The organism is Geothrix limicola, assembly GCF_030268085.1.
In the GTDB taxonomy this organism is placed as follows: Bacteria; Acidobacteriota; Holophagae; order Holophagales; family Holophagaceae; genus Geothrix; species Geothrix limicola.
Genome location: NZ_BSDE01000005.1, coordinates 37,400 through 63,965, shown reverse-complemented (window position 1 = coordinate 63,965; position 26,566 = coordinate 37,400). Strand labels below are relative to the sequence as shown.

At 66.6% G+C, this 26,566-nt stretch carries 27 protein-coding genes; 12 read left to right on the top strand and 15 right to left on the bottom strand.

The window, feature by feature from the left end; genetic code table 11:
* Nucleotides 1-241: 241 nt before the first annotated feature.
* Nucleotides 242-1,690: a cysteine--tRNA ligase gene (gene cysS, locus QSJ34_RS12935; protein ID WP_285575876.1), complete on the bottom strand. Its 1,449-nt coding sequence runs from the start codon at nucleotides 1,688-1,690 to the stop codon at nucleotides 242-244.
* A gap of 50 nt (nucleotides 1,691-1,740) precedes the next feature.
* On the opposite strand from cysS, the gene QSJ34_RS12930 reads away from it, so the two are divergent.
* Nucleotides 1,741-2,376 carry a GAF domain-containing protein gene (locus QSJ34_RS12930; protein ID WP_285575874.1) on the top strand — a complete coding sequence of 212 codons (636 nt, stop codon included), beginning with the start codon at nucleotides 1,741-1,743 and terminating at the stop codon, nucleotides 2,374-2,376.
* Nucleotides 2,377-2,380: 4 nt separating this feature from the next.
* On the opposite strand, the gene QSJ34_RS12925 is transcribed toward QSJ34_RS12930, so the two are convergent.
* Together QSJ34_RS12925 and QSJ34_RS12920 are read right to left on the bottom strand one after the other, a co-directional pair.
* Entirely contained in the window at nucleotides 2,381-2,788 is a 408-nt protein-coding gene (locus QSJ34_RS12925; RefSeq protein ID WP_285575873.1) for an acyl-CoA thioesterase, read from the bottom strand.
* A gap of 56 nt (nucleotides 2,789-2,844) precedes the next feature.
* Nucleotides 2,845-3,195: a hypothetical protein gene (locus QSJ34_RS12920; RefSeq protein ID WP_285575871.1), complete on the bottom strand. Its 351-nt coding sequence runs from the start codon at nucleotides 3,193-3,195 to the stop codon at nucleotides 2,845-2,847.
* Nucleotides 3,196-3,358: 163 nt separating this feature from the next.
* Here QSJ34_RS12920 and QSJ34_RS12915 point away from each other — a divergent pair, with 163 nt between their 5' ends.
* Nucleotides 3,359-3,781: a thioredoxin family protein gene (locus QSJ34_RS12915; protein WP_285575870.1), complete on the top strand. Its 423-nt coding sequence runs from the start codon at nucleotides 3,359-3,361 to the stop codon at nucleotides 3,779-3,781.
* A gap of 12 nt (nucleotides 3,782-3,793) precedes the next feature.
* Here QSJ34_RS12915 and QSJ34_RS12910 read toward each other — a convergent pair whose 3' ends face one another.
* From QSJ34_RS12910 to QSJ34_RS12870, 9 genes are all read right to left on the bottom strand, one after another.
* Nucleotides 3,794-5,341 carry a vWA domain-containing protein gene (locus QSJ34_RS12910; RefSeq protein WP_285575868.1) on the bottom strand — a complete coding sequence of 516 codons (1,548 nt, stop codon included), beginning with the start codon at nucleotides 5,339-5,341 and terminating at the stop codon, nucleotides 3,794-3,796.
* Nucleotides 5,338-6,294, bottom strand: coding sequence for a VWA domain-containing protein (locus QSJ34_RS12905; protein ID WP_285575865.1), 957 nt, complete (start codon nucleotides 6,292-6,294; stop codon nucleotides 5,338-5,340). Before QSJ34_RS12905 ends, QSJ34_RS12910 begins: the two co-directional genes overlap by 4 nt.
* A complete protein-coding gene (locus QSJ34_RS12900; RefSeq protein ID WP_285575863.1) occupies nucleotides 6,291-7,079 on the bottom strand; it encodes a hypothetical protein in 789 nt (262 codons plus the stop codon). Before QSJ34_RS12900 ends, QSJ34_RS12905 begins: the two co-directional genes overlap by 4 nt.
* The gene (locus tag QSJ34_RS12895; protein WP_285575861.1) at nucleotides 7,076-7,840 is read right to left on the bottom strand and encodes a DUF58 domain-containing protein; all 765 of its coding nucleotides are present in this window, start codon (nucleotides 7,838-7,840) and stop codon (nucleotides 7,076-7,078) included. The genes QSJ34_RS12900 and QSJ34_RS12895 overlap by 4 nt, the downstream gene beginning before the upstream one ends.
* Before the next feature lie 16 nt (nucleotides 7,841-7,856).
* On the bottom strand, nucleotides 7,857-9,593 hold the full coding sequence (locus tag QSJ34_RS12890; protein ID WP_285575859.1) for a mucoidy inhibitor MuiA family protein: 1,737 nt from the start codon (nucleotides 9,591-9,593) through the stop codon (nucleotides 7,857-7,859).
* 39 nt (nucleotides 9,594-9,632) lie between these two features.
* Entirely contained in the window at nucleotides 9,633-11,066 is a 1,434-nt protein-coding gene (locus tag QSJ34_RS12885) for a DUF4139 domain-containing protein (RefSeq protein ID WP_285575856.1), read from the bottom strand.
* A 266-nt stretch (nucleotides 11,067-11,332) separates the two neighbouring features.
* Nucleotides 11,333-11,758, bottom strand: a complete 426-nt coding sequence (locus QSJ34_RS12880) for a hypothetical protein (RefSeq protein ID WP_285575854.1) — start codon at nucleotides 11,756-11,758, stop codon at nucleotides 11,333-11,335.
* Nucleotides 11,759-11,839: 81 nt separating this feature from the next.
* Nucleotides 11,840-12,505: a YggS family pyridoxal phosphate-dependent enzyme gene (locus QSJ34_RS12875; RefSeq protein ID WP_285575852.1), complete on the bottom strand. Its 666-nt coding sequence runs from the start codon at nucleotides 12,503-12,505 to the stop codon at nucleotides 11,840-11,842.
* Nucleotides 12,502-13,200 (bottom strand): zinc ribbon domain-containing protein, encoded by a 699-nt coding sequence (locus QSJ34_RS12870; RefSeq protein WP_285575850.1) that lies wholly within the window; start codon nucleotides 13,198-13,200, stop codon nucleotides 12,502-12,504. The genes QSJ34_RS12875 and QSJ34_RS12870 overlap by 4 nt, the downstream gene beginning before the upstream one ends.
* A 215-nt stretch (nucleotides 13,201-13,415) precedes the next feature.
* Between QSJ34_RS12870 and QSJ34_RS12865 the strand changes: the two genes are divergently transcribed.
* From QSJ34_RS12865 to QSJ34_RS12840, 6 genes are all read left to right on the top strand, one after another.
* Nucleotides 13,416-13,703: a co-chaperone GroES gene (locus tag QSJ34_RS12865; protein WP_285575848.1), complete on the top strand. Its 288-nt coding sequence runs from the start codon at nucleotides 13,416-13,418 to the stop codon at nucleotides 13,701-13,703.
* Nucleotides 13,704-13,730: 27 nt separating this feature from the next.
* On the top strand, nucleotides 13,731-15,359 hold the full coding sequence (groL, locus tag QSJ34_RS12860) for a chaperonin GroEL (RefSeq protein WP_285575847.1): 1,629 nt from the start codon (nucleotides 13,731-13,733) through the stop codon (nucleotides 15,357-15,359).
* Between the two features lie 337 nt (nucleotides 15,360-15,696).
* Nucleotides 15,697-16,449 (top strand): 4Fe-4S dicluster domain-containing protein, encoded by a 753-nt coding sequence (locus QSJ34_RS12855; protein WP_285575845.1) that lies wholly within the window; start codon nucleotides 15,697-15,699, stop codon nucleotides 16,447-16,449.
* Nucleotides 16,446-17,618, top strand: a complete 1,173-nt coding sequence (nrfD, locus tag QSJ34_RS12850; RefSeq protein WP_285575844.1) for an NrfD/PsrC family molybdoenzyme membrane anchor subunit — start codon at nucleotides 16,446-16,448, stop codon at nucleotides 17,616-17,618. The genes QSJ34_RS12855 and nrfD overlap by 4 nt, the downstream gene beginning before the upstream one ends.
* Nucleotides 17,619-17,621: 3 nt before the next feature.
* Complete coding sequence (locus QSJ34_RS12845; RefSeq protein ID WP_285575842.1) at nucleotides 17,622-19,148, top strand: sensor histidine kinase; 1,527 nt, start codon at nucleotides 17,622-17,624, stop codon at nucleotides 19,146-19,148.
* Between the two features lie 9 nt (nucleotides 19,149-19,157).
* Entirely contained in the window at nucleotides 19,158-20,279 is a 1,122-nt protein-coding gene (locus tag QSJ34_RS12840; RefSeq protein ID WP_285575840.1) for a response regulator, read from the top strand.
* A 38-nt stretch (nucleotides 20,280-20,317) separates the two neighbouring features.
* Here the strand turns inward: QSJ34_RS12840 and lipA are convergent, their stop codons facing one another.
* A complete protein-coding gene (gene lipA, locus QSJ34_RS12835; protein WP_285575838.1) occupies nucleotides 20,318-21,202 on the bottom strand; it encodes a lipoyl synthase in 885 nt (294 codons plus the stop codon).
* A 159-nt stretch (nucleotides 21,203-21,361) separates the two neighbouring features.
* Here lipA and QSJ34_RS12830 point away from each other — a divergent pair, with 159 nt between their 5' ends.
* Genes QSJ34_RS12830 through QSJ34_RS12820 form a run of 3 tightly spaced genes read left to right on the top strand, consistent with a single transcriptional unit; the run spans nucleotide 21,362 to nucleotide 23,362 of the window.
* Nucleotides 21,362-22,201 (top strand): segregation and condensation protein A, encoded by an 840-nt coding sequence (locus QSJ34_RS12830; RefSeq protein ID WP_285575836.1) that lies wholly within the window; start codon nucleotides 21,362-21,364, stop codon nucleotides 22,199-22,201.
* An 8-nt stretch (nucleotides 22,202-22,209) separates the two neighbouring features.
* Complete coding sequence (locus tag QSJ34_RS12825; protein ID WP_285575834.1) at nucleotides 22,210-22,665, top strand: hypothetical protein; 456 nt, start codon at nucleotides 22,210-22,212, stop codon at nucleotides 22,663-22,665.
* A 58-nt stretch (nucleotides 22,666-22,723) separates the two neighbouring features.
* Complete coding sequence (locus tag QSJ34_RS12820) at nucleotides 22,724-23,362, top strand: tetratricopeptide repeat protein (RefSeq protein ID WP_285575833.1); 639 nt, start codon at nucleotides 22,724-22,726, stop codon at nucleotides 23,360-23,362.
* Here QSJ34_RS12820 and uvrC read toward each other — a convergent pair.
* Both uvrC and QSJ34_RS12810 read right to left on the bottom strand, forming a co-directional pair.
* A complete protein-coding gene (uvrC, locus tag QSJ34_RS12815) occupies nucleotides 23,359-25,173 on the bottom strand; it encodes an excinuclease ABC subunit UvrC (protein WP_285575831.1) in 1,815 nt (604 codons plus the stop codon). The genes QSJ34_RS12820 and uvrC overlap by 4 nt on opposite strands.
* A gap of 69 nt (nucleotides 25,174-25,242) precedes the next feature.
* Nucleotides 25,243-25,815 carry a DUF5808 domain-containing protein gene (locus QSJ34_RS12810; protein WP_285575829.1) on the bottom strand — a complete coding sequence of 191 codons (573 nt, stop codon included), beginning with the start codon at nucleotides 25,813-25,815 and terminating at the stop codon, nucleotides 25,243-25,245.
* 107 nt (nucleotides 25,816-25,922) lie between these two features.
* Between QSJ34_RS12810 and QSJ34_RS12805 the strand changes: the two genes are divergently transcribed.
* Nucleotides 25,923-26,546: an MBL fold metallo-hydrolase gene (locus QSJ34_RS12805; RefSeq protein WP_285575828.1), complete on the top strand. Its 624-nt coding sequence runs from the start codon at nucleotides 25,923-25,925 to the stop codon at nucleotides 26,544-26,546.
* Nucleotides 26,547-26,566 lie beyond the last annotated feature (20 nt).

Genomic DNA, 26,566 nt, shown 5'->3' with positions numbered 1-26,566 from the left:
GGGGCCCCGGGGGTGTGCGCGCAGCGCGGGACCCCCGGAGGATAGGAACAGAAACCCCGGCTCGGCCGGGGTTTCTGCTTGGGGGTCCGGGGGTGTGCGTGCAGCGCGGCCATAGCTCCTCGCAGCGCATGCGCTGTAGGGAGAACTCCTGGAGGTCAGGAGGAGAATCCGACTGCGGCTTTGCCGAAGGCGGACGCGGGGGTCCGGGGGTGTGCGCGCAGCGCGGAACCCCCGGAGAGCATCATCCCTTGCGCCAGCCCACGCTGCCGTCCTTGCGGTCCTCCAGCACGATGCCCATGGCCTTCAGTTGATCGCGCACCCGATCGGCCTCGGCCCAGTTCCTGGCGGCCTTGGCGGCCTTCCGGGCCTCGATGAGGGCTTCGACCTCCGCATCCAGGCTCGTCGACAGGTGGGGCCAGGCGGCGAAGATGGCATCCGTCTCGTCGAGGAAGGCCAGCACAGCGTCGCGTTCCTCCCGCGTGAGCGCCACGTGGTCGTCCTGCGCGTTCAGGTCGCTGATGAGGGTGAAGATCGCCGCCAGCGCTTCGGGCGTGTTGAGGTCGTCGGCCATGGCCGCCCAGAAGGTTTCGCGGGCCACCTCCAGGCGGGCCATGGGATCGATGGCCTCGGCCCAGGGACCGCCGCCGGCCTGGCCATCACCTTCCATGCGCGTGCGGAAGGCGCGGATGCGCTTGAGCGAATTCTCGGCGGCCCTCAGCCCCTCGAAGCTGAAGTTCAGCACCTTGCGGTAGTGGTTGCTCTGGATGGCGTAGCGCAGCGCCGTGGGGTCCACGCCCTTGTCGACGAGGTCGCGCAGCGTGAAGAAGTTCCCCAGGCTCTTGGCCATCTTCTGACCTTCGACCATGAGGAATTCACCGTGGACCCAGTGGTTCACCCAGCGGTGGCCGAGGCAGCCTTCGCTCTGGGCGATCTCATTTTCGTGGTGGGGGAAGATGAGATCCACGCCGCCGCTGTGGATGTCCACGCGCTCGCCCAGCAGCTCCATGCCCATGGCCGAGCACTCGATGTGCCAGCCGGGCCGGCCGGGGCCCCAGGGACTGTCCCAGGAAGGTTCGCCGGGCTTGGTGGCCTTCCACAGCACGAAATCGGTGACTGAGTCGCGCTCGTATTCGTCCGCGTCCACGGAGGCACCGGCCTGCATGCCCTCGCGGTCCAGGTGGGCCAGGCAGCCGTACTGGGGGAGGCCGGCGATGCGGTAGTAGACGCTGCCGTCGCGCACGTAGGCCAGGCCCTTGGCCTCGAGATCCTGCACGAGGCGGATCATCTGGGGGACGTAGGCCGTGGCCTTGGGCAGGTGGTCCGCCCGCTGGATGGCCAGCGTGTCCAGGTCCTCGAGGAAGATGGCGGTGAATTTGTCGGTGAGCGCCTTCATGGCCGCATGGCGGGCCTCGTTGGAGGCATCGGCGGGCAGGCCGCCCTGGGAATCGCGGATGATCTTGTCTTCGACGTCCGTGATGTTCATGCAGTGCTTGACGTCGTAGCCGGCGGCGCGGAAGGTGCGCTTGAGGAGGTCCTGGAACAGGAAGGTCCGCAGGTTTCCGATATGCGCGTAGTTGTAGACAGTGGGTCCACAGGTGTACAAGGAGATCTGCCCATCCTGTACGGGGACCACCGGGTCCACTCGCCGCGTCAGGGTGTTGAACAGGGATAGGGTCCGCCGCATCTTCATGGTTCTAGGAAACCATCTTTTTGCCTTCCATCCAAAGCCCCGGTGTCCAGATGAGTTTGTTCCGTGCCAGAAAGCAGGACCAAGCGCTGGAAGCGCGCGATGAACACCTAAGGAAGCTCGAGGCCGAATGCAGGGCCGTCCAGTCCCGGCTGGAAGGCACCCAGGAGCTGGTCCGGCACCTGGATGAGGATCGGGACCTGCTGCTGGGCGCCCTGGAGCTCATGCGGCCCGGGGGAGCGATCCAGGACCTGGCCCAGATCCTGTTGGACATCAGCTTCAAACCCCTGGGGCTCGCCTGCTTCTTCGTGGCCGCGGCGGATTGGGAGGAGGATCTCCTTCGCTTCGTGCTCTACCACGAGGGGGGAAGGGCCCGGAACCATCCCTCCCGGCGCCTGTCGGATCGCGCGGGGCTTTCGGAGCGGGTGCTCTCGGGCCACCGGTCCGTCTACATGCGGACCATGGAGGAAGGCCACGCGGCGGGCAGCCTGCTGACGGCCGCGGAGCAGGCGACGGGGCTGATCCCCCATTCCTGGTACGGGGTGCCCCTCGGCCACGGCAAGCGGCCCATCGGACTGGTGAGCTTCCAGAGTTTCCAGACCGATGCGTTCAGCGAAAGCCGGCGGCGGGTGATGGATGCCCTGGTCGGGCTGATGTCCACCTGCCTGGAAGCGCGCGTTCCGATCTAGGAATTCAAGGGCGCTGGATCAGGGCCAGCAGATCCTCGGGCAGGACCCGGGCGCGGTTGTCAGAGCCCGCCACGAGGTGGACGCTTTCCCCTTCGGCGAGGAGGGTGCCGTCGCGTTCGATCCGGTAGCCGAAGATGACGCGACGGCGGCCGGTTTCCTGGAGGCTGGTGCGCACCTGCACCAGCTCGTCGTAGCGCGCCGGGGCGCGGAAGCGTACGCGGATCTCGTTGACCACCAACCGCACGCCCCGGGCCTCCCATTCCGCGTAGCTTTGCCCCAGTTCCCGCAGGAAGTCGCTGCGGCCCAGCTCCATCCACACGGGATACGTCGCGTGGTGGACGATGCCCATGGCGTCGGTTTCGGCGTAGCGCACTCGGAGTTCGGTCAGCGATTCCATGGTTCGAGCGTACACGAAGAAGCCCCGCCGGAGCGGGGCTTGAAGAACTCACCACAGATCCGGGCTCCCGGTTACTCGATGGTGACGCGGACGTGATCGCCCTTGTCCGTGGTGATTTCCAGGAGAAGGTCGCCCGGCTTGGCGTCGGACAGCAGCTTCTGGAGCTGTTCGGGTTTCATGCCCTTCTTGGTCTCGCCATTGACCTTGATCTCGCCGTCGCCGGCCATGTCCAGGATGCCCTTGGCGAGGCTGATGGGCATGCGGATGTGGACTTCGGTGGGGCCATCCACGTCGTGATGCTTGGCGTGGTGCTGCATCACGGTCTTGGACACGACGTCGACCTTGATGAAGCGCGCGGTCTGCGCGGCCAGAGGAAGGCTGAGGCTGGCCGCTAAGGCCAGCGGGATCATGATGGCGCGCATGGGCGGCCTCCTTGGAAGGGTGGGGGTTCGGCACTCGCCGGATCACATGGGATTACGGGGGGCCGATCCTACGGATTAGCCTCGGGTATCCTGGACCTTGGAACGGAAGCAGGACGAGTTCCATCCAACCTGTTGCGGCCTGCCCGCCCCTCGGAGTTCCCTCATGAAGCGTCTCGCAGCCCTTCTTTTCGCCGCGCCCCTGGCTCTCTCCCTGGCCGCCCAGGGACCCACCCGCTGGGAACACGACTACCAGTCCGCCCTCAAGCGAGCGAAGGCGGAGAAGAAGCTCATCTTCATGGACCTCTGGGCCGAATGGTGCGGCCCCTGCCAGCTCCTGCAGAAGAACGTGTTCCCGAGCCCCGAAGGCCAGGCGGCCCTCGCCAAGGTGGTGCCCTTCTCGTCCCTGGTGCAGAAGCGGGATGGCACGCCCCTGCCCGAAGGCACCAAGCTTTCTGAGACCTTCCAGCTGAACGCCTTCCCCACCCTGGTGATCCTTGATCAGAACGGGAAGGAAGTGCGCCGCAACGTGGGGGCCTTCCGCAGTGGCGCCGAATTCGCCGCCTGGCTGGAAACCGCGACCCGCTAGGGGCCTAGCGGCTCACAAATCCTTCACCCCGCCCGCGGATTTCGGCGGCTTGGGGAGTCGCTGCTTGAGGCCCTCCAGTTCGTCCTGCTGCGCCCCCATGCTCGGGCGCGGCGGAGGCGGCGGGGGGGGCTTCTTCGGATTGGGTGGCGGCGGGGGCGTGGCGTTCTGGACCAGGGTCTGCAGATCGTGGATGGCTTCCCGCTGGCCCGGCTGTTCCAGCAGCAGGCGCTCCAGCAGGGCCCGAGCCTCCGCGGGGCGGCGGGCTTCCAGGTGGGCGCGGGCCGCCAGCAGCAGGGCCGGGGCACGCCAGGCGGGAACAGGCCGAGGCGAACCCTGACCGACCAAGGGGGAGAGCGCCTTCAGGGTATCCTCAGGAAAGCCCGTGCGCAGGTCGATGAGGGCGGCCAGCAGCACGTGGCTGGGCTTGGCGTCGCCGGGGCGCCAGCGACGGGCGCCGGGCAGATCGCCCTCTTCTATGGCGCGCTGGGCCAGCCAGGCCTTCACGCTGGGGGGAGCCCAGCGCGCGACGTCGGTATGGGTTTCGGGCTGGGCGGAGAGGGAGGAGGACGTCAAAGCCGCCACCAACAGCAGGACCGGCCGCCATTTGGCGAGGGGCTTTCCGGCACATAGCAGCCACAGGACGAGGCCCGCGAGACCAAGCCAGGCACCCACTTCGGGATGGGCGGGTTGGAGGGAGCGGCGGGCGGGCAGGGGCAACCGGCCCGCGGCCAGGGCCTGGAGGCCCTCGGCGGCGGATTCGCCGTCCTTGAAGACCTGGCCGCCGGTGGCCTCGGCCAGACGGGCCAGGAACTCGGGATGCGCGGTGCTCATGGCGGGCTCGGCGCTAGGACTATTGCCGGAATTGGCGCCGGAGTCGGCGGATCCGGATCGGCGCGGAACGCCGTGGGACTGACCGTCGCCGAAGGCCATCACGCACACGGGGAGCCGGGCCTTCTTGAGCGGTGCCACGGCGTGGTTCAGGGCCTCTTCGGGGGCCTCCCAGGTTTCCTCGCCGTCGCTGAGGAGGAGGATCACGGCGGGAAGGTCCGCGTCCACCTGGGCCGCCACCTGCGGAAGGCCGCGCCCCAGGCTCGTTCCGGGCGACCCCACTTCGCCGGGGCTGACGGCGTGCAGGGCCTCGCGCAGCAGGGTGCGATCCTCGCCCGGCGGTTGCACGGGAATGGCGTCGCCGGTGATCAGATCCAGGCTCCAGCGAAGGCCGGGCTGGGGGCGCGACCAGATGCGGTCCAGGCTCGTCACGGCGGCTTCCCAGCGGCTGCGGCCCTGGACGTCTGGCACGGTCATGGAGCGGCTGGCGTCAAGCACCACGTGCACCGTGAGGCGGGGAAACTCCGGAAAGCCCCAGCGCGGCTCCGCCAGGCCCAGGCCCAGGCCCGCGGCCATCAGGGCCAGCCCCAGCCCCTGCCAAAGGGGTTTCTGACCGACCACCTGCACGCCGAGGCCGGGACGCAGATGGGCGATGAGCGCCGCCACCAGGATGAACAGGACCAGGATCGCGGCTGGGATCAGGGCCCAGGGATGGGAGAAGGGCAGGTTCATGAGGCCGCCAACCAGGCGGGCCGGGCTTTCCCGCGCTTGAAGGCCAGGTCCACCGCCAGGGGCAGGGCCAGGAGGGCCGCCGCCAGCAGGAACCAGCGCGCCAGGGGGCGCCCCTCGCTGGGGGGATCCACGGGCAGCAGGGTTTTTTCGAGCTGATCCACGGAGCTCAGGCTGCGCTCCAGGCCCGCGGGATCCTCGGCACTGAAGGATTCGCCGCCCGTGAGGTGAGCCACCTGCTGCAGGGTGGCGTGATCCACCTCCACGCGCAGCTTCGCGAACCCGCCCCCCTCCAGGGGCACGAGGCTTTCGCCGTTGGTGCCGATGGCCACGGCGTGAATGCGAATGCCGTTCTGATGGGCCTCTTCGGCGGCCTCCATCGGCGTCACCCGGCCCCGGTTCTGGACGCCGTCGGTGATGAGCAGGATGACGCGGCTGCGGGCCGGGCTGTCCTCCAGGCGCCGCACGGCGGTCATGAGGGCCGATCCGATGGCCGTGCCATCATCGCGGCTGTCGATGTCCAGCCGCGCCAGCATGCGCAGCAGGCGCGTGTGATCGGCCGTGAGCGGGCTCAGGGTCACGGGATGGGCGCTGAAGAGGATGAGCGCGAAGCGGTCGTCGGGGCGCCGCAGGACGAACTGCGCGAGGGTGCGGCGCGCGGCGTGCCAGCGGTCCTCGTCCGGGCGATCGAGGATGCGCATGCTGCTGCTGCCGTCCAGCACCACGGCGAAATCCACCACGGGGGCCGTGCCGCGCAGGGGCCTGCGCCATTCGGGGCCGGCTGCCGCGAAGCCCAGGGCCAGGGCCAGCAGCACCGGAATCCAGTGCGAGCTGAGGCGGGCCAGGGCGCTGGAGGGCCGCGAAGAAGGGATGCCCCAGCGGTAGATGACGCGCCAGGCCCAGACGACGAGGGGCACGGTCAGGAGCAGCAGCAGGGGATAGCGCAGGGCGATCATCGCGCGCCTCCCTGTTTGCCCTTGGCCTCGAGCGCCGCGACGAGGGGTTCGGGCGCGGGGAAGGGTGGCTCCGTGTGTCCAAACCGGGCGGCGTCGAGGCTCTTCGCCCACTGATCCCAGGGCACGAGGTGGCGGGCCTGGAAATCGGCGGGACCCCAGGCGCGCGCCGCATCGCCGAAGCGCGCCGCAAGCAGATCGCGTCCCAGGTCGTGGGCCGCATCCAGCGTGCCGCGTTCGCGGTTCGTGGGGGGCCACCGGTGCCTGAAAGCGTGGGTCGCATGGCGCAGCCGGCGCTTGGTCGAGCCTTTCCGCCATTGGCGGATCAGGGCGGCGATCAGCGCCAGGGGCGGCAACAGCAGCAGGCTGGCCCAGGTCCAGGGGAAGGGGAGGGCGGGCAGCCGGTCGTCGTTGCCGCCACCGAAGCCCATCCATGGGCCGCCGTAGGGGATGTCGCGGGGCACTTCGATTCTCAGCTCCGGACTGCGCTGTTCGTTGCCGAGGTCCAGGGGCGGAACCACGGCCAGACCCGGTTCCAGGGCCTGCACCTGGAAGCGCCACCCACGTCCGTCCGGCAGCAGCTCCATGGCGCGCAGGCGCAGGGGCCCCAGGCGGTCCTCCACCGTGGGCCGCGGCGGCGCGGGCTTGGAGGGATCCTCCTCGCGGAGTTCCAGAACCTGCAGTTCCCCGAGCTTCAGCTGAGCCGGGGCTTTCCAGGTAGGAGCTGCGAAGGCGCCTGCCGAGGCCAGGATCAGGGCCAATGGCCGAATGGACGCGAGACCCTTCACGCGCCCCCCGCCCGGAACCACGCGTTCAGTTTCACCACGGGATCCTCGGCCAGGTCCCAACACTGTTGTTCGATGGCGGGCGTGAAGCCGGGATCGGGCCAGTTCACTCCGCGTTGATCGGCGGAATCCTCGGGCTTGAACCAGATGAGGCGGTGCCGCGTCGCCAACGGCTTCAGGAGAGGCGCCAGGCCTCGCAGCCCCGAGCCATTGCTGAAGAGCCAGAGGCGGTGTCCCTTGCCGTGCTCGCCCCAGTGGCCGAGGGCCTCGCGCCAGGCCGCTTCGGTGGGGATGGAAGGCCCCCGCTCCACCAACGTCTCGAGGATTCGCAGGCCATGGATGCGGCCGCGCTTGGGGGCGATGCGCAGGGCCGGTGTGCGGCCGTCACCGGGGACGATGAGGCCCAGGCGATCGCCCGTGGCCTGCAGCGTGGCGACGGCGGCGCCGCAGAGTTCGAGGGCCCAGCGCAGGGGCGAGACGGGGTCACCGAGGAACATGGAGGGCGAAGGATCCACCACCAGCCAGAGCACCAGGTCGCGGCTGCTTTCGAATCGCTTCATGATCGGTTCGCCGGTCCGCGCCGTCAGAGGCCAGTTGATGAAGCGGGGATCATCGCCCGGCACGTAGGGGCGGTTCTCGACGAAGGTGAGGCCCGCGCCCTTGACCTTGGAGGGGTGCAGGCCCTCGGTGCCCCCGCTCAATCGCCCGCGCAGCCGCAGGGGCAGGCGTCGCAGGCGGGCGAGGAAGCGGGCGGGAAGGGGCATATCTGCCAAGTATGGATCAGTTCAGGTCCTCCAGGCCCTCGACCTCGCCATCTTGGGGGGCGCGGATCTGAACGGCCTCGGTGATCGTGGCGGTCTGCCCCTTGGGGATCCGGAGGGTCCAGGTGAGCACCCCGGGTTGCCGCTCCACCGCGCCACTGGTGCTCTCAGGTAGGGAGGAGATTTTCACCGAGTCTACGGTGGATTTGAGCATGCGGTCCTGGACTTCCACCTCCAGGGATTCATTCGTGTCGTTGCTCAGTTCCAGGGCCTCTCTGAGGGTCCACTGGCGCTGCTTGGTGAAGGCACCGATGGTTTCCAGTTTGTGGTCGAGACGCCGGAGGCTGACCCGAAGGCCCTTCATGGGCCCGAATCCCAGCTGGAACGGCTGGCCCGTGGCCGGGAGTTTCATCGGAGCCTGGCCCAGGCGCTGCGTCCCCGCAAACTGGACCACGGGCGCCTCGGGGAAGATGGGGAACCGTTCAGGGGCGGGGAACTGGGCCACCTGATAGCCCGCCGCATCGAGCCGCGGGAACGCGACGATCTTCATCTGCGGCTGGAGGTCCTGGGTCAGCACCTTGAAGCGGTGGGGCTCCCCATCCGAAGGGATGTCCTTGGAGCCATCCAGCACGAACGTGGTGGCGAGGCCCGAGGCCTCCTCGAGGGTCCTGGCGGAGGCCTCCAGGGCGGCCACCGGCGGAGGAGGTGGCGGGGGTGGCGCCGACATCACGGCTTCCGTGGAAAAGTCAACGACCTTGCCGCTGCCACCGACCACACCGCCCACCACACCGCCGATGACGCCGCCGGGAATCCCACTGGGAACCCCTCCGGGGACGCCACCGAGGCTGTGATCCTGCTTTGGCAAGGGCACGGGAGGTGCCCAGGAGATCTCCTGGGACCCTTCGAAGCTGGGCGTGGTCAGGTTGCGACCCGGCTTGGCGTTGCTGATCTCCAGATGCACCCCCTCCCAGGTCTCGCCCGTGGTCTGCACCACGGCGGCGTACAGGGCCAGGCCAAGGGTTTTGCGGTCCTCGGAGAGCCGTGCCTCATAGACCGGTGTCCATCGCGCGCGCCGCTGACGGTAGCTGACTTCCAGCACCACGGGGCCGGGCCCCGGGCTGGTCAGTTCCACGGTCACGCGGCTGGGAGCCGTGCGCTGCTGGCCCTGGCGCTGCTGCAACTCGCCGTTCAGCCGGGTTTCTTCGGCGGTGAGTTTCTCCAGATCCCGCTTGAGCTGGCGATCCTGGAACATCAGGGCGGACAGCCGCGTCTGCATCTGGCGGGCCAGCTCCACGAGGGGCGCGGCACTGGGGAGGGTGTAGGTCATCCGGCCGGACAATTCCTTGTCGTGGGTGGCCATCAGCCCCTTGAGGAAGGCTTGTTCCTGGCGGATGGATTCCAGCTGGGATTCCATCGTGTCGCGCTTGCTCCGCAGGGCTTCCCGGTCGGCCATCAGGCGCTTCCATTCCGGGGTTTCGGTGACCTCGCGGGGGTCGGCGCGAACGGCCACATCGCCCAAACGGGTGCCCGAGGGGCCCTTGGCGCTGACCTGGAGATCATCCAGGCGAAGCCCCGTGGGCAGATCTGAAAGCTGGAGGTGATGGGTGCCCGCCTCGGGCAGGGTGGTCTTCCCGATCCGGGTGACCCAGGCCTCGTCGGGATGGAGACGCACCCGCTGAATGGGCGCCTTCACGGGAATGGGCGATTGTGCCGCGAGGCAGACCGTCAGGCTAGAGATCACCAAGGTGTGGCGCACGAAGACTCCGAGAACATGGGTTGGCGGAACAGTCGTCGGTTACCACTTCACCCGCACGCGGTACGTCAATGTGGCGCTGCCTTCGGCGGGCACGGTGACCTTGAACCGCGCGGTGCCGGCGGCCTCCTTGGTGTAGGGGTGGCTGCTCTGCAGCACCTCCCAGTCGCCGGGCATCGGCTCAAGAAGGTTCACGGTGACGGGTTCCTTCTTGGCATTCTTCAATTCCACCTCGAAGGCGGATTCATGCACGAATCCGAACTTTCCTTGACGTCCGAGGCTCTTGTAGTCGGTCTGCTTGCGCTTGGCGGTCACGTCGAAGGCGTCGCCCAGCTTGAGGCGCACGGTCTCGTTCTTCGGCGTGTGGTCCACGTTGTCCTCGCCGACGAACTGGGCGCGACCCTCGCTGTCGCGCTTGTAGACGCGGATGATGCCCTTGGGCAGAGGCATGCCCAGGCGGCTGGACTCCTTGTTATCGAATTCGACGAAGACGCCCACCTTCTGCTTCTCGCCCAGGTCGCCGTAGCTGCCGGAGTAGTAGTAGTTCTGGCCCTGGAGCAGGTATTCCTTGCGGACGGGTACTGTGCCGGCGCTCAGCAGGGCCACCTGCTTGGTCTGGTTCGCGGCCAACGTGGTGGGGCGGTCCAGGGTGTAGAGGTGGTATTCGAAGAGGCTCTCCTCGGCCATCTTCGGGGCGGCCTTGTCGGATCGGGCCATCCCCGCCGCCATCATGGCCATGGCTTCGGGCCGGCGCTCCCGCACCCGATTCACGTCCCCCGCCACCAGTTGCAGTGTTGCGTTGGGATAGGCGGCGCCGCTCTGGTTGGTGAGGGTCACCCAGCCGCTGAGGTCCAGGGTCTTTTCATCCGGAGACAGGTTGGCGACGTAGTCCGCGCGCCAGGAGAGGCCGCCCGTGAGGTAGCTCAGCTCCAGCTGCTGCAGCTTGTCGACGCCGCTGTTGAGGCTGATGACGAGGGTGGGCCGGGCGCGCAGGTTGCCCGGGACCTTTGGATAGACGATGCGGCCGGGGACGCTCGTTTCGATGCGGTCGGTGAACTGCAGCACGGTGCCGTTGTTGGTGGCCAGCACGGTGGCCTCCTCGCGCACCTCCTTCGACCCGGCGCCGTCAGCGTTGGGCACGCTACGGACCACTGTCACCTTCTCGCCGACGTATTTCTCCAACAGCTTCTGCGGCGTGAGCAGGTCGAAATCGAAGTTCTGTTCCGCCACCCAGAAATCCTTGGGCGCCGTGAGATTGCGCAGCAACGCCGTCTCAGGCCGGATCTGGGCCGAGACCTCCTGGAAGGCCAGGCGCGTCTCGCCCTTGGGCAGTCGCACTTCACGCGAATCCTTCACGAGGGCCAGGTTGTCGTTGTAGATCGTTACCGCCAGCGCCTTCTGATCCCTCAGCGTCGTGGTGGTTTCCTGGGCGGCCAGCAGGGCAGGCAGGGTGGCGAGGAGCAGGGCGGGGCGCATGAGACCTCCGGGGTGGTGGCGGGCGGAACAATGGCCCGATACCTGGTCATGCCTTGACCAGGGAGATCCTTTCACAGAAAAAGCAAAAGATGGAGAGTCTGCAAGATGTGGCGTACCTAAACCACGATCGGGCCTCGAAAAGAGAGTCAACCGGTGATGAACAGTGATGGACAGTGATGAAAAGAAAGGGCGCTTTCTTTATCACCGTTCATCTCCGTCCATCACCGGTTCAAATTTTTTCAGATGGATCCGTTGAGGCTTGCGGTTCAGACCAGCTTTCCCTGGCCGGCGAGCTCTTGAATCCGCGCCAGCGCCGTGTCGAGCTGGCCCTGCAGCAGCTTCTCGGCGCCCATCATGGCCATCATCATGGGGATGTCGGCCTCGTCGACGAGGCGCAGGGTGGAGCCTTCACCGTTCGAGGCGATTTCGAAGCGCAGTTCGTGATCGAACATCTTCTTGGCGCCGGGGACGAGGCTCACGAGTTGGCCGGGGACGCGGGTCTTGGCCACCAGTTCCTGCGGCATCTTCATGCCCATGACTTCGATGACGTAGCTGTGTTTGTCAGCCTCGCCCTGGAAGTTCATGGCGGCGGGTTCGAGGAAGGTGCGGTGCTTGGACAGGTCGGAAAGGAAGGCGTACAGCCGGTCCGCGGAGACGGGCAGCGAGGCTGTGGCGGTTTTGAGCGTGGTCATGTCGACTCCGGGGTATGAAGCATCGAACCATGAAGGGCGCGGCAGGGCGAGGCCCTACTTCCGGGAAGGCAGATCATTCGATCAGTAGGCGCGTTCGCCGAAGAGGGCGGTGCCGATGCGGATCTGGTCGGAACCCGCAGCGATGGCGGCTTCCAGATCACCGCTCATGCCCATGCTCAGGCGCAGGGGCTGTCCGAGCTGTTGCTGCACCCGGTCGCGCAGCTCGGCCATCTGGACGAAGGCGCTTTCATCGTCCGGCGGGGGGATGGCCATGAAGCCGCGCAGGGGCAGGCGAGGATCGTCGCCGAGGGCTGCGAAGAGGGCTGGCAGATCGGTCTCGGCGCATCCGCCCAGCTTGGTGGCCTCTTCCCAGAGATCCACCTGGATCCAGACGGGCCGTACCACATCGAGTTCCTCGGCGAGGCGGCGCAGGCGCTCGGCGAGTTCGGGTCGGTCGAGGCTCTGGATCTCCGCAAAGTGCTGGAGGGCTGGCTTGGCCTTGTTGCGCTGGAGGGGTCCCAGCAGGACGAAGCTGAGATCGGGAGAAGCGGCCGCCTTGTCGGCGCCCTCCTGCACGTAGTTCTCGCCGAAGCGCGTGAAGCCCAAGGTCGCGGCTTCGCGGATGAGCGCCGTGGGCTGCTTCTTCGAGACGGGCAGCAGTTCGACATTCTGGGGGTCGCGGCCTGCGGCCTCGCAGGCCCGCTGGATGCGGTTCCGCAGGTTCTCGTAGCGCTCGCCCAGGCTCACGGGAGGAAGAGGGTCCGCTGGCAGGACTCGCAGGTGATGAGGGTCTTGCCTTCCTTGAGTTGGAAGAGGATCGGGCCGCGCAGCTTGACGTTGCAGCCCGAGCAGGCGCCGTTTTCCACGGCCACGACGGCGCGGCCCTGACGGGCGGCGGCGAGGCGGTGGAAGCGTGCCACCTCGGTCGGCGACATCTTGGATTCGAGCTTGGCCTGCTTGGCCTGCAGCTGTTTCCGCCCCTCCACCTGGTTGGCGTGTTCTTCCAGGAAGACGGCGTGGAGTTCGTCGAACTGAGCCTGGGCCGCGGTGAGTTCGGTCTGGAGGCCGGCAAGGGCGTGTTCCAGGTTCTTTGCGGTCTCTTCGAGGGCCTTGAGGGGCTTGGAAACGGAGGCCTTGAGACGCTCCTTCTCGTCCAGTTCGCGGATGGCGGCGGTGTACTGGACCTTCTGATGGGTGGCCTTCACGGCGGCTCGAGCGCGATCCTCATCCTTCTGGGCCTGGACCAGCTCCTTTGATCTCGACAGAATCTGGGCCCGGGCCACGTCCAGGGCCTTGGTCTTTTCGGCGATCTGCTTCTCGGCGGCCTTGACCTTGGCATCCAGAATGGCGAGATCCGGGGGAAGGGCTGATAACTCGCGATGGATGGTCGCCAGGTAATCCAAGGTGGCCTGCAGATCGCGAAGGGTGGTCAGTTGTTCCATGGATTGAGGCTACACCTCCGCGAGAAAACCGAGGGGGGCTTTCCATTGGCGGCAATAGAAGAAGAAAATCTAATCCTGAAGACTAAGATTTTTTCGCAACGCGCCTAATTCGACTTGACTCAGGTTCCAGCGAATGGGAGACTTTGGCACTCGCTGTTGGTGAGTGCTAACAGCTCCTTTTGCTCTCTCACCTCATCTCTTTCCAAGGAGGTCCCATGGCCATCAAGCCCCTGTCCGACCGCGTCGTGCTGAAGCGCGTCGACGCCGCTGAAACCGTCAAGGGCGGCATCATCATCCCCGACACCGCCAAGGAGAAGCCCATGGAGGCTGAAGTGGTGGCCGTCGGCGAAGGCAAGATCAACGACAACGGCACGCGCAATCCGATGTCCGTCAAGGCCGGCCAGAAGGTGCTGATCGGCAAGTACAGCGGCACGGAAGTGAAGATCGACGGCGTCGACCACGTGATCGTGCGCGAAGACGAAATCCTCGCGATCGTCGGCTAAGCCACCTCAGAGACCAAGGAGATACACATGGCCAAGTCCATCATCTATGCCGAAGACGCTCGCCAGGCCATTCTGCGCGGCGTGAACAAGCTCGCCGACGCGGTGCAGGTCACCCTCGGCCCCAAGGGCCGCAACGTCCTCATCGAGAAGAAGTTCGGATCTCCCCTCATGACCAAGGACGGCGTCACCGTCGCCAAGGAGATCGAGCTCAAGGACAAGCACGAGAACATGGGCGCCCAGCTCGTGCGTGAGGTCGCCTCCAAGACCTCCGACATCGCCGGCGACGGCACCACCACCGCCACCGTGCTGGCCCGCGCCATCTACCGTGAGGGTATCAAGGCCGTCGTGAGCGGCGCCAACACCATGGAGATCAAGAAGGGCATCGACCTCGCGGTCGACACCGTCGTGGCCGCCATCGACGGCATCAAGAAGCCCGTGGAAGGCAATGCCATTGCCCAGGTCGGCACCATCTCCGCCAACGGCGACGCCGAGATCGGCAAGATCATCGCCGAAGCCATGGCCAAGGTCGGCAAGGACGGCGTCATCACCGTCGAGGAAGCCAAGGGCCGCGAGACCGAGCTGAACGTGGTCGAGGGCATGCAGTTCGACCGCGGCTACCTCAGCCCCTACTTCGTGACCAACCCCGACCAGATGAAGGTCGAGCTGGAGAACCCCTACATTCTCGCCTACGAGAAGAAGGTCTCCAACATGCGCGACCTCCTGCCCCTGCTGGAGCAGGTCGTCAACAGCCGCCGCCCCCTGCTGATCATCGCCGAGGACGTGGACGGCGAAGCGCTCGCCACCCTCGTGGTGAACAAGATCCGCGGCACCCTGAATGTGGCCGCCGTGAAGGCCCCCGGCTTCGGCGACCGCCGCAAGGCCATGCTGGAAGACATCGCCATCCTGACGGGCGGCAAGGCCATCAGCGAGGACCTCGGCCTCAAGCTCGAGAACCTCACGCTGGCTGATCTCGGCAGCGCCAAGAAGATCGTCATCGACAAGGAGAACACCACCATCGTCGAGGGCGCCGGTGCCAGCGAGGCCATCCAGGGCCGCGTGAAGCAGATCCGTGCCCAGGTCGAAGTCTCCACCAGCGACTACGACAAGGAGAAGCTGCAGGAGCGTCTGGCCAAGCTCGTGGGCGGCGTCGCCGTCATCAAGGTGGGCGCGGCTTCCGAGACCGAGATGAAGGAGAAGAAGGCCCGCGTGGAAGACGCCATGCACGCCACCAAGGCCGCCGTTGAGGACGGCATCGTGGCCGGCGGCGGCGTCGCGCTGCTCCGCAGCCTGACCAAGCTCGCCGAGCTGAAGGCTACCGGCGACCAGGCCACGGGCATCGAGATCGTCCGCAAGTCCCTGGAGGAGCCCCTCCGCCAGATCGCCAACAACGCCGGCGTCGAAGGCTCCGTGGTCGTCAACGCCGTCCGCGAAGGCAAGGACAACTACGGCTACAACGCCGCCACCAACGAGTACGGCGACATGGTGAAGTTCGGCGTCGTCGATCCCGCCAAGGTGACCAAGTCCGCCCTGCGCAACGCCGCCTCCGTGGCCTCCATGATGCTGACCACCGAAGCCATCATCACCGAGATCCCCGAGCCCAAGGCTGCTGCTCCCGCCGGCGGCCCCGGCATGGGCGGCATGGAAGACATGTATTAATCAGCCGCGACCTGCGGTTCGAGAAAAGGCCCCGCGCAAGCGGGGCTTTTTCTTTGCAGCGTACACGAAGGAGGGCTTGGCCCACGGAGGCTTCGGCGCAACTTAGTGGACCTCTTGGGGGAATTTGCAAAAATCAAAACCTATCGAAGTCCCTAATTCAAAATACCCCTGTTTATCTCTAGATGAAGGCCACCTCTCGGGCTTTTATCTTAATAATGACAACAAAGTTGTTTTTAATTACTACCAGAGGGTTGACTATCGAATTGGCCGGGCGCATGCTTCCAACCGAATCCCCCGGGAATCCCTCTCGAGGGCGATTGATCAGGCAGGAGAACCCATGGGCATGGGCCTTCTCATCGACGCCACGCGCTGCATCGGTTGCGGCGCCTGCAGCTCCGCATGCAAGGAGCAGAACAAGCTACCAGGCCAGGTAGAGGAGGTGTTGACGGCCTACACGTGGACCACGGTCCACGAGCACGAAGGTCTCAACGTCCGCCGCCTGTGCATGCACTGCGAAGTGCCCACCTGTGCTTCCGTGTGTCCTGTCGCGGCGCTGAAGAAGACGCCGGATGGCCCCGTGGTCTATGACGCCGAGCGCTGCATGGGCTGCCGCTACTGCATGATGGCCTGTCCCTTCGAGATCCCGAAATACCAGTGGGACCGCCCGGTTCCCGTCGTCGGCAAGTGCATCATGTGCGCAGGCCGGGTCAAGGACGGTAAGCCCACCGCCTGCGCCGAAGCCTGCCAGTACGGCGCCACCACCTTCGGCAAGAAGGAGGATCTGATCTGGGAGGCCAGGACGCGCATCCGCCAGAAGCCCGGCGATTACGTGAACCAGATCTACGGCCTCACGGAGGCCGGCGGCACCTCGGTGATGATGATTTCCAGCGTGCCATTCGAGAAACTCGGCCTGAAGTCGAACCTGCCCGCGGATCCGCCGGCCATGCGCACCTGGCAGGTGCTTTCCAACATCCCTGATTTCGTCGGCGTCTGGGGCGTCTTCCTGTATGGCGTGCACTGGATCACCGCGCGCCGGGAAGCCGTGGCGAAGGCCGCGAACCATACCAATGGACGGGAGGACCGATCATGAACATCGCCGCTGCCGCCGCGACTCTGCCGCGCCGATTCCGCCCCGGCTTCTGGACGGCGATCTTTGTCGTCCTGTTCCTGGCCTTCTGCGCCGTCACCGTGATCCGCTTCACCAAGGGGCTGGGCGCGGTCACCAACCTAAGCAACCAGTTCCCCTGGGGGCTCTGGATCGGCTTCGACCTGCTCTGCGGGGTGGGGCTTGCCGCCGGCGCCTTCACGCTCACGGCCATCGTCCACCTCTTCAACCTGAAGCGCTTCGAGCCCATCGTGCGGCCCACGATCCTGACGGGTTTCCTCGGTTACGCCTTCGTCATCGTGGCCCTGCTGCTGGATCTGGGCCAGCCATGGCGCATCTGGCACGCCATCGTCTACTGGAATCCGCACTCCGTCATGTTCGAGGTGGCCTGGTGCGTGATGCTCTACACCACCGTGCTGGCCGTGGAGTTTTCGCCGGTGGTCTTCGAACGTTTCGGGTTCCATGCTCCGGCGCGGCTCATCCACCGCCTCATCACGCCCCTCGTCATCCTCGGCGTGATCCTCTCGACCCTGCACCAGTCCTCGCTGGGATCCCTCTACCTCATCGTGCCGAGCAAGCTGCATCCGCTCTGGTATTCCCCCATGCTGCCGCTCCACTTCTACATCTCCGCCATCGGCGCGGGCATCGGCATGATGATTCTCGAATCCTACCTGAGCGGGCGGGCCTTCCAGCGTCATCTGGAGCTGGACCTGCTCGAACCGCTCGCCCGCGGGATGGTCGTCGCGCTCGGCATCTACGGACTCATGCGCATCCAGGCGATCCGCCGCAACCATGCCTTCGGCAGCATCCTTGAATTCGGGTACGAGGGGAAGATGTTCCTCCTCGAATTCAGCCTGGGCGTCATCCTCCCGGTGGTGCTGATGTCCTTCCGCCGCCTGCGCTCCAACCCGGACTGGCTGGTGGCCGGGGCCTTCATGGCGGTGCTCGGCTTCGTGATGAACCGCCTGAACGTGAGCATCACGGGCATGGAAGCCGCCTCCGGCGTCCGCTACCTGCCTTCGGGCATGGAAGTCATCGTGTCCCTGGGCCTCGTGGCGACGGGCATGGCGGTCTTCGCCTTCGCAGTGCGGACCTTCCCGATCTTTCCCGACGGCCCCTTGGCCAGTCCCAAGCTGCCGGGAACAGGGGCCTGAGCCATGCGAACCCGCATCGGCACCCGTCTGATCTTCGGCGCCGGCCTCGCGACGGCGCTGGTGATCGGCGGGATGGCCGTGGCCGTCCTGCGGTCGCACACCGCGCAACTGCTGGCCGAGCGCACCCGCAGCGCCGACCAGCTCAGTGAAACCATCCGCAGCTCGACCCATTTCGACATGCTCGAGAACCGCCGGGAGAACCTGCACCGGCAGATCCGCTCCGTCGGCGGGCTGCAGGAGCAGGGCATCCGGAAAGTGCGGGTCTTCAACAAGGAAGGCAAGATCATGTTCTCCTCCGCGGCGGAGGAGATCGGCACCAGCCTGGATATCCGCGGTGAGGCCTGCTACGCCTGCCACGCGGAGGGCAGGCCCCTGGAGCGCCTGGAGATCCAGGCCCGCGCGCGCACCTTCCGGACCGCGGACGGAGCGCGGGTCCTGGGCGTCATCGCGCCCATCCCTAACGAACCCTCCTGCTCCACCGCCGCCTGCCATGCCCACAGCGCCAAGCAGAGCCTGCTGGGCGTGCTGGATGTGAACGTCTCCCTCGACGAGGTGGATCGCGAAATCGCCCACAGCCGCATGGTGATCGTATCGTCGGCGATCCTCGCCATCCTCGCCGGCAGTTCCATGCTCTGGTGGCTCAACCGCCGCCTGGTGGTGCGTCCGGTGGCGGCGCTCGTCGAAGGCACGCGCCGCGTGAGTGAGGGCGATCTGGGAAGCACCATTCCCGTGAACGGCCGGCACGAGCTCAGCCAGCTCGCGGCGGCCTTCAACGAGATGACAGGCAAACTGGCGGATACCCACCGCCAGCTGGCCCAGGCCGACAAGCTCGCCTCCGTGGGCCGCTTGGCGGCCGGCATCGCCCACGAGATCAACAACCCCCTGACGGGCGTGCTGAGCTACGCCTCACTCCTGCGCAAGCGCATGGAGCACGACGCCTCCGCCTGTGAGGATCTGGACGTGATCGTGCGCGAGACGGTGCGCTGCCGAGGCATCATCCGTGGCCTGCTGGACTTCGCAAGGCCCGCGGCTCCGGCCCGCAAGCCCATGGACCTCAATGACGTGATCCGGAAATCCGTGTCCGTGGTGATGACCCAGCTGTCGCTGAACCACGTGGATCTCTCCCTCGACCTGGCCCAGGACCTTCCGACGGCCCACGCGGACGCGAATCAGATCGAACAGGTGATCGTGAACCTCCTGCTGAACGCGGCGGATGCCATCGGGACCGAGGGCGGCACCATTCGAGCGACGACCCGCCCCGGGCCCTCAGATTCCATCGAATTCCTCCTGCAGGACAGCGGCTACGGCATTCCCGCCGAGGACCTTCCGCGCATCTTCGAACCCTTCTTCACCACCAAGGGCAATCACGGCACGGGCCTGGGCCTGGCGGTCAGCTGGGGCATCGTAGAGGCCCACGGCGGGTCCCTGGAGGCGCAGAGCGAGCCCGGCCAGGGGACCTGCTTCACGCTGCGCCTGCCCACGGTCCCCGGCTCCGAAATCGGCAAACCCATCATTCCAACCCTCACCTAGGAGGTGGTCATGACCGCCGTTCTGATCCTATTCATGTTCGTGGCCTTCGTCGGCATTGACTTCCTCGTGCGTACCAACCTGCGGCGCATGCAGGAGAAGCGCGCGCGCCAGGCCCGCGAGGCCGTCCTGAACACCTCCATCCGCCTCGATTTCACCCACGAGGCCAAGAGTCTCAAGCGGGTCGAGGTGCCCAATCCCAAGGCACGTATCCTCGCCGTGGACGACGAGGCCGTGGTGCTCGATTCCTTCCGGCGCATCCTCGTGCTCGAAGGGTTCAGTGTGGACACGGTGGAGCACGGCCCCGAGGCCCTGGGCCTGATCCAGCGCCACGACTACGATTTCGTCTTCACCGACTTGAAGATGCCGGACATGGACGGCGTGGAGGTGGTGAAGTCCGTGAAGCACCTGCGCCCCGACATGGATGTGGTGGTAATCACGGGCTACGGCAGCATCGAGACCGCCGTCCAGACGCTGCAGCAGGGCGCCTGTGAATATGTGCAGAAGCCCTTCACGGCCGATGAACTCGGCGAGTTCGCCCGGAAGCTGCTCATCAAGCGCGAGGCGAGGCTCGAAGCAGCCAAGCTGCCCAACGTTCGCGTGGTGGCTCCGGAAATGGCCGAGGTGGTGCCGGCGACCGAATTCTGCGTGCCCGGTGGCGCCTTCCTGTCTCCCGGCCACGCCTGGGTCCGCATCGAGCCCGAGGGCCAGGTGCGCATCGGCATCGACGACTTCATCAGCAAGGCCCTGGGCACCGTGAAGGAAATCACGCTGCCCGAACGGGGCAAGGCCGTGAAGCAGGGTGACACGCTCTTCAGCCTCAAGGGTGCCGCGGGCATCGTTCACGTCGCCGCGCCGATCTCCGGCCGGATCGAGCATGACAATGCGGGCCTGAAGACCGACCCGGCCGAACTCATCCACAGCCCCTACGATCGCGGCTGGGTCTGCCTGCTGACCCCCAGCGACCTCGCTTCAGAACTGGGCACGCTGAAGATCGGCAAGCCGGTCATCGACTGGTACCAGGAGGAGATCACCCGGTTCCGCACGCCCGAAGGCGCCCAGGGCGCGGGCACGCTGGATTGGGCGGCCTTCGAACAGAAGTTCCTGAACATGAACGTCCACGCCCAGGTCTAGAGCCCGGGAGCGCCATCAGCCGGCGAAGGCAGCGGGGCTCAGGCTCCGTAGCCTTCTCCGGCGTGGTAGCTGGAGCGCACCAGGGGCGCCGACTCCACGCGCTGGAAGCCCATCTCCAGGCCCTTCTGGCGGTACATGTCGAACTCGCTGGGTTCCACGAAGCGGTGCAGGGGAAGGTGCAACTCCGAGGGCGGCAGGTATTGTCCGAGGGTGGCGATGTCCACGCGGTGGCGCCGCCAGTCGGCCATCAGTTCAAGCACCTGATCAGGCGTTTCGCCCAGGCCCACCATGATGCCGCTCTTCACGCGCATGGCCGGCGCATGCACGTCCCGCCACTCGGCCGTGCGGCGAAGGACTTCCAGGCTCTGGGCGTAGTCGGCATCGGGCCGCACGCGCCTGTAGAGGTGCGGCACGGTCTCCACGTTGTGGTTCAGCACGTCGGGACGCGCGTCCAGAACGGTCCGGAGGGCCGCTTCGCTGCCGCGGAAATCGGGGATGAGCACTTCGATGCCGCAGTGGGGCGACAGGGTGCGGATCCACTGGATGGTGGCCGCGAAATGCGCCGCGCCGCCATCGGGCAGGTCGTCGCGGTTGACGGAGGTGACCACGGCGAACTTCAGGCCGAGCCGGGCCACGGCCTCGGCCACCCGCTGGGGTTCGTCGGGGTCCAGGGTGCCGGGCTTCCCCTTGCCGACATTGCAGAAGCCGCAGTGCCGCGTGCAGATGTCACCCATGAGCATGAAGGTGGCCGTGCGGTGGATGCCCCAGCATTCGTGCAGGTTCGGACAGCGGGCCTCCTCGCAGACCGTCACCAGCCGCTGCTCTCGGATCAGGCCCTCCACCTCGGCGACGACTTCCGGGGCCGGCACGCGGATCTTCAGCCAATCGGGACGGGGGCCGGGGAGGACGGGAGGACGCGCCATAGCCCTCCATTGTGGGGGATCCGCCGCGGATCACCACAGACGAACTCGGAGAACCGGGCCGGGCCGGAATTTATCCCCATCCTTATCTGTGTTTATCTGTGGCAAACCCCGCCTTTCCACGAACGATGTTCCCGTCTTCGTCCCGGGTAGAATGGAGCCATGTCCGACACCCCCCAGGAAGTTCCCGAATCCGTGGCTGAAGTTGCGCCCGCGCCGGAGGCGGTTGAGGCCCCTGCACCGGAGACGCCTCGAACCTTCGAGCCTCCCAAGGGCTTTGAAACGAAGTTTCGCGGCCTGGCGCTCCACCTCACGGCCTTCGACGGCCCGCTGGACCTGCTGCTGCACCTCATCCACGAGCAGAAGCTGGACATCCTGAACCTGCCCATGGCCGATGTGACGCGCCAGTACATGGACTACCTGAAGCTCATGGAAGAGCTGAACCTGGAGATCGCGGCGGAGTTCGTGGCCATGGCGGCCCAGCTGCTGCAGATCAAGTCGCGGCTCATGCTGCCCCGCCCGCCCCAGGAATGCGGCGAGGAGGATCCCCGCGAGGCGCTGGTGCAGCGCCTGCTGGACTACCAGCAGGTGAAGGCCGCCGCCGTGGTGCTGTCGGAACGCGAGTCCGATTGGCAGAAGATCGCCTTCGCGCCCGGCATCGATCTGGAGGACCACAAGCGCGTGGAGGACGAGCCCATCCGCGCCACGCTCTTCGACCTCCTGGGCGCCTACCGCGAGGCGCTGAAGCGCCTGATGCCGCCCCCGCCCGTGCAGGTTCGCACCCAGCCCAAGACGCTGGAGCAGCGGGTGATGGAGGTGCTGAGCAACCTCCAGGACGGCCTGTGGAAGCCCTTCCAGGGCCTGCTGAGCGAGGTCCGCACTCGGGAGGAGCTGGTGCTCACCTTCCTGGCCCTCCTCGAACTCGTGCGCACGGGCCGCATTTCGCTGGTGCAGGGCGAGACCTTCGGCGAGATCCGCGTCAAATCCGCCGAAGCGGCGTGAGGGGCGGCATGAAGGAAGATGCCCAGGGGCTTCGGAGGGCCCACCGCCTGGCCTACGCCCTGGGGCTGCTGTTGTGCCTGGGCACGCCGGCCCTGATCGCGGGGCTGATCCTGTCGGGCGTGGTGCCGCCGGGACTGGAGCGTCCGGAGGGGATTTACCAGCAGGTGGGCTACCTGTTCACGGGTCTGGTCTTCCTATCGGGTGCCTGGGTGTGGTGGCGCCGCGGGCGGGTGCTGCGCGAGTTCAAGGCCCAACCTGAGGCCCAGCGTCCGGCGACGATTCTGCGGGAAAGCCTGATGTACGCCGCGGCCTTCGAACTCAGCAGCCTCTGCGGGCTGGTCTACTGGACGCTGGTGGGCACCCAGGCCGCCCGCCACGCCTGGGGCTTCATCCTCCTGACCCCGGTGCTCTTCCTGGCCCTGGTGCCCCGGCTTGGCCATTGGATGGAAAGCCTGGATAGCTGACGTATCGGAAGGCTTTTGTTTCGGTATGCTTGGGAACCCCATCCGTCGAGGAAGGTGCATGAGCGATCCCAAGCCCATCGATCCCGCGAAGCCCGAACCGTCCCCGGACGCCACCCAGCGTCTGCCTCTCGGCGCGCCGGCCGATCCGCGCGCCACCCAGGCCATGAACATCGGCGCCCACCTAGAGGCCGAAGGCACCCTGAAAATGCCCGCGGGGGCCCCGGAACCACCGGCAGATCAGACTCTGAAATCGGCGCTGCCGCGGTTGGATGAGCCACCCATCCGGGTGCAGAGGATGGATGCTCCCGCCGAGGCCGCCGGGCAGACCCTTCAGCGACCGGCTGATGCGCCCAGGTCTGTCTCGGGCTTTGGCTGGAAGCTGCCGCTGGCCTTGCTTGTGCTGGCGGGGCTGGGCGTCGCGGGCTACCTCTTTTATCCGAGAGCCTCTGCGCCACTGCCCGCACCGTATTCGCAAACCGCAGCCACCCCGGAATCCACACCCGTCGGCGTGCAGGTCTACCTGGAGCAGGCCAAGGCCGGGGACGTGCATGCCATGCGCATGCTCGGCGCCTACTACTACAACGGCCTGAACGTGCCCCAGGATCGTGAAAAGGGCCTCTACTGGTACCGCAAGGCCGCCGAGAAGGGCAGCGATGCGGCCAAGGCCGAACTGAAGCAGATCGAAGGCAGGCCCTAGGGTTTCACCGCGCGCCAGGCGATTACTTTTTTGGCCGCCGCGGCGCCCACAGCCTGGCTGAGTTCGGCTTCCTCGGCCTCGCGCACCTTGGTGGCGCTGCCGAAGGTCTGCAGCAGCTTCTTCGCCGTGGCGGGGCCCACGCCGGGGATCTGCGTGAGTTCGGTCTGCAGCGTGCGCTTGGCCCGCAGGGCCCGGTGGTACGTGATGGCGAAGCGGTGAGCTTCGTCCCGGATGCGCTGCAGCAGCTGCAGCACCGGTGAGGATTTCGGAATGCGCAGGGGCTCACTGGAGCCGGGCCGGAAGACCAGTTCCTCCTTCTTCGCGAGGCTGGCCAGTTCCAGCTGTTCCAGGCCCAGTTCCTTCAAGGCCGCTTCCGCCGCGTGCAGCTGACCCAGGCCGCCGTCGATGAGCACCAGGTCCGGGAATTCCTGCCCCTCGTCCCTCATGCGCCGGTAGCGGCGCGTCACCGCTTCGTGCATGTTGGCGAAGTCGTCGTTCTGCTCGTTGGTCATCTTGAAGCGGCGGTAGCGGGCCTTGTCGGGCACGCCCTCGCTGAACACCACGCAGCTGGCCACCACCTCGCGGCCCTGGCCGTGGCTGATGTCGAAGCATTCGAGGCGGCGGGGCAGGTGGCTGAGGCCGAGGAAGGCCTGCAGCCCTTCGAGCACGGCTTCGTTGAGCCGCGCGGGTTCGAATTTGCGCTCCAGGGCCAGGCGCGCGTTCTCCTGGGCCATGGCCAGCAGATCGACCTTCTCGCCCTTCTGGGGCACGTGGATGCGGGCCTTGGTGCCCCGAAGGCCCGACAGCCATTCGCCGAGCAGGTCGCCCTCCTCGGGTTCGATTTCCACGAGGAGCTTGGCGGGCACGGGGTCCGCGCTGTAGACGCGCTGGATCACCTGGGCCAGCACGGCGCCGTCGAAGACTTCGACATCGTCCAGCAAATACTCCTGACGGCCCACCATTCGCCCTTCCCGGAGCATGAGGCGGTGCACGCAGGCACGCCCATCCAGCACGGCGCTGCCGTAGACATCCGTATCGTCGAGATCCGCGCTGGCGGCCTTCTGGCGGGTAAACCAGGCGTCCACCTGCTGGAGGGCGTCGCGGTGCTGAGCGGCCTGCTCGAAGGCGGCGGCCTCGGCGGCCTTCCACATGGCGGCCTCCAGCCGGGCCTTCAATTCGTCGCGCTTGCCTTCGAGGAAGAGGCGCGCCTCCTTGGCCTGCTCGCGGTAGGACTCCTGGCTCACGGCGGCGATGCAGGGCGCCGTGCAGCGGTGCAGCTGGTACTTGAGGCAGGCGCGGCCTCGCTTGCCATCGATCTCGATGTCGCAGTCGCGGATCTGGAAGAAGCGGTAGACCAGTTCAGCCGTGCGGTAGGCAGTGCTGGCGGGGAAGAAGGGGCCGAAGTAGAGGCTGCCGTCCTTGCGCACCTTGCGCGTGACGTAGACCTTCGGAAAGGCCTCCTTCCATGTGAGCTTCACGTAGGGGTAGCTCTTGTCGTCCTTCAGCAGGATGTTGAAGGGCGGCCAGTGCTCCTTGATGAGGTTGTTCTCGAGGATGAGGGCTTCGAGTTCGGTCTCGCAGACGATGAGTTCGATGTCCCAGATGCGCGCCACGAGCCGCCGTGTCTTGGCGTCCAGGCGTTTCTGCTGGAAGTAGGACTTCACGCGGTTGCGCAGCACCTTGGCCTTGCCCACGTAGAGCAGGTTGCCGCCCTCGTCGCGGTAGAGGTAGCAGCCGGGACGCAGGGGCAGATCCCCGAGCTTGCGCTTGAGGAAGGGGGATTTTTCGAGGTTGGTGCGGATCGCGGCCACGGGTCGGCTCAGGCCTCAGTGGCCGTGAAAGCGGGCAGGGTGCGGTGAAGCGGGTGGGGCATGCATTCCTCAGTGGGCCAGCGCGAATCCAACCAGAAGGGCGGGGATGAGCAGCAGCAGGAACATCAGGAACCAGCTGAGGCCGTGGCCGAAATTCAGCGTCCATCCTATCCCGATTCGCTTGGGCACCCAGATGCGGGGATCCTCGGAGTTCACGTAGAACAGGCCCCACCGATAGAGGTGGGACGGATCGTCGAGCGGGCCTTCGGCCTTGAGTTTGCGCACCAGGAGCACCGTGCCGAGGATGAGCAGCCCGAGGAACAGCCCCATGGCCCAGAACATGAGGCCCAGACCGAAGCGGGAGATAAGGGGAACGGCTGCCATGAGGACGAGCACGCCCAGGGCCATGAGGCCGCGAAGGGGCGCCATGGCGAGGGCTTTGCGACCGTCGGGATCCTGCTTGGTGCCGACGATGGCTCGGCCCGTGAGGAGGATCAGCAACCAGAGGAAGGCCGGCAGGCCGAAGGCGATCCAGGGGTAGAAGGCCTGGGGCGTCCAGCCGTTGGGGTGGCCCAGGCGGTCGAAGTGCGTGGGAATGGGATCGGGTAGCCCCTTCATCAGCGAAGGCAGGGCGAGGGCCAAGGCTGCCGCTCCCAGCAGAGGCAGAAGGTCCCAACGGGAAAGCCAGGGGGAACGGGGCGCATCAGCCATGGTCCCCAATGTAGCCCCGGATTTGAGACACTGGAAGCATGCTGAACCTCGAAACCTTCCCCGTGGGCCCCCTGGGCTGCAACTGTTCCCTGCTGTGGGATGCGGCGACGGGCCTGGGCGTGGTGGTGGATCCGGGCGGTGATGGCGCCAAGATCCGCACGCGCGTCGAGACCCTCGGCTTCAAGGTGACGGCGCTGCTGCACACGCACGCCCATTTCGATCACGTGGGCGCCACCCGCGAGCTTCAGGACCTGTGGCAGTGCCCGGCCCACCTGCACGGCGACGACACCTTCCTCATCGACGCGCTGCCCCAGCAGACCGGCATGTTCGGGATGCCCGCCATCCCCCAGCCCGAGATGGTCGGCCTGAACGCGGGAGATCGGCATCTGGATCTCACCACCCTCCACACCCCGGGCCACACGCCGGGTTCCTGCTGTTTTCACGGGGAATTCGCCAAGGGGAAGCTGCTGCTGGCGGGCGACACACTCTTCCGCGGCGGCGTGGGCCGCACGGACCTCTGGGGCGGAAGCTGGGATCACCTCGAACAGAGCATCCGGCGCGAACTCTACGTGCTCGATGGTGCCACCCTGGTCATTCCGGGGCACGGCCCCAGCACGACCATCGGGCAGGAAGCCGACTCCAATCCCTTCGTTCATCGCTAAGAAGTGCGAGATCTTCCGCC